A 1,379-nucleotide genomic window follows, 5' to 3' on the forward strand; every position below is an offset into this window, starting at 1 on the left:
GGGGGCGCGGTGGGACCGGCCGGGCCACCCCGGGAGGATCAGGACGAGGTTCCGAGCGTCGCCGGGCGGCTGGGCAGGACACCGCGCCGGGCGTCCCGCCGGACGGACCAGGTACCCCACAGGAAGAACACCACGTCCGCGAGGACCAGCAGCACCCGGCTGGCCGTGGCCGCCACGACCGCCGCCCCCAGCGGCAGGCAGGTGGTCAGGAGCGCGACCAGCACTCCCTCGCGGATGCCGAGGCCGTCCGGCACGATGAAGGCGATGTTGCCGGCCACCGTCGCCAACGCGAAACCACCCACCGCGGGCAGGACCGCCTCGACGGGATCGGCGCCCAAGCCGACGGCCAGCACCCAGAGGTGCGCGCCCGTGACCAACCAGAACAACGAGCAGATCCACACGCCACGGCGCAGCGGGGCGATGGCCACCGGCACCAGTCTGGACCGCAGTGGGCGGAGCCGGGCGGCCCACCGGAGGCAGAGCGCCAGCGACCACGGGATGAGCACGAGGGACGCGGCGGCACCGGCCAGGCCGCCGAGCAGCAGCAGCACCCCGCCGTCGAACATCAGCGCGGACACGGGAAGCGCCACCACGATCCCCGCTGTCAGCGAGACCATGAGGAACGCGCCGAAAGCGGCGGTGAGGTGGGTGGCGGTGACCCGGTGACGCGCGGCCAGCGAGGCCTGGAGCACGACCGACCACACCAGGCCGGGAACGTACTTGCCCAGCACCCCCACCGCGTACAGCCGGACGGTGTCCCGTGCTCCCAGGGTGGTGGACAGCGCCTGGAGGGGTTCACGCCAGGCCAACGCCATCAGCGCCACGCCGAGCAGGGCGGGGAGGAAGGAGAGCAGTACGACCAGGGGACTGAGGTCCCGCGCCGCGTCGCCGATCTCCCCCCGCTGGTCCCACAGCCCCCGCGTCACGATCACGGCGGCGATCACCAGGATGGCCAGGGTGACCGTCGTGCGGACCCCGCGGAGCGCGGCGAGCCGCCGCAGGGTCCGGGCCGTGCGCCGCGCCATCCCGGCGGGCGCGTCCGCTCCGTACAGGCCGGTGCCCTCCGCGTCCGGCCTGGCCTCGTCCTGGTGGTCCTGGGCCGGTCCGCCCACCGAGGCCGCCCGCACGGCGGGCCCGGCGGCCCGTTCGCGGTCCGGCGAGACCGGGTCCTGGATCTTCTCGGTCATCGGTCCTCCTCCAACGCCACGGTGGCCGACCGCCCACCGTGGTCCGACGGTCCTGCGGTGCGGTTCAGCGTTCGGAGCGCCTCCGGGCCGCGCCTGGTCCGCGCCGGCCGGGGGGGCCGGGACGACGGGCGGAGCGGCGTGGTGGCGTCCGCCCGCCCGGGTGCGGCCACCCGCCGGGGGCGCGGCCGGCCC

At 76.1% G+C, this 1,379-nt stretch carries 1 protein-coding gene; it reads right to left on the reverse strand.

Annotated features, from left to right (window positions below; genetic code table 11):
* Nucleotides 1–38: 38 nt before the first annotated feature.
* Nucleotides 39–1,187: a lysylphosphatidylglycerol synthase transmembrane domain-containing protein gene (locus ACTIDRAF_RS32170; protein ID WP_016700624.1), complete on the reverse strand. Its 1,149-nt coding sequence runs from the start codon at nt 1,185–1,187 to the stop codon at nt 39–41.
* Nucleotides 1,188–1,379 lie beyond the last annotated feature (192 nt).

Source organism: Actinoalloteichus spitiensis RMV-1378 (assembly GCF_000239155.1).
Taxonomy (GTDB): Bacteria; Actinomycetota; Actinomycetes; order Mycobacteriales; family Pseudonocardiaceae; genus Actinoalloteichus_B; species Actinoalloteichus_B spitiensis.

Excerpts from the sequence above, each read along its gene's own strand:
- ACTIDRAF_RS32170 (WP_016700624.1), bottom strand. The coding sequence starts at position 1,187 with ATGACCGAGAAGATCCAGGACCCGGTCTCGCCGGACCGCGAACGGGCC.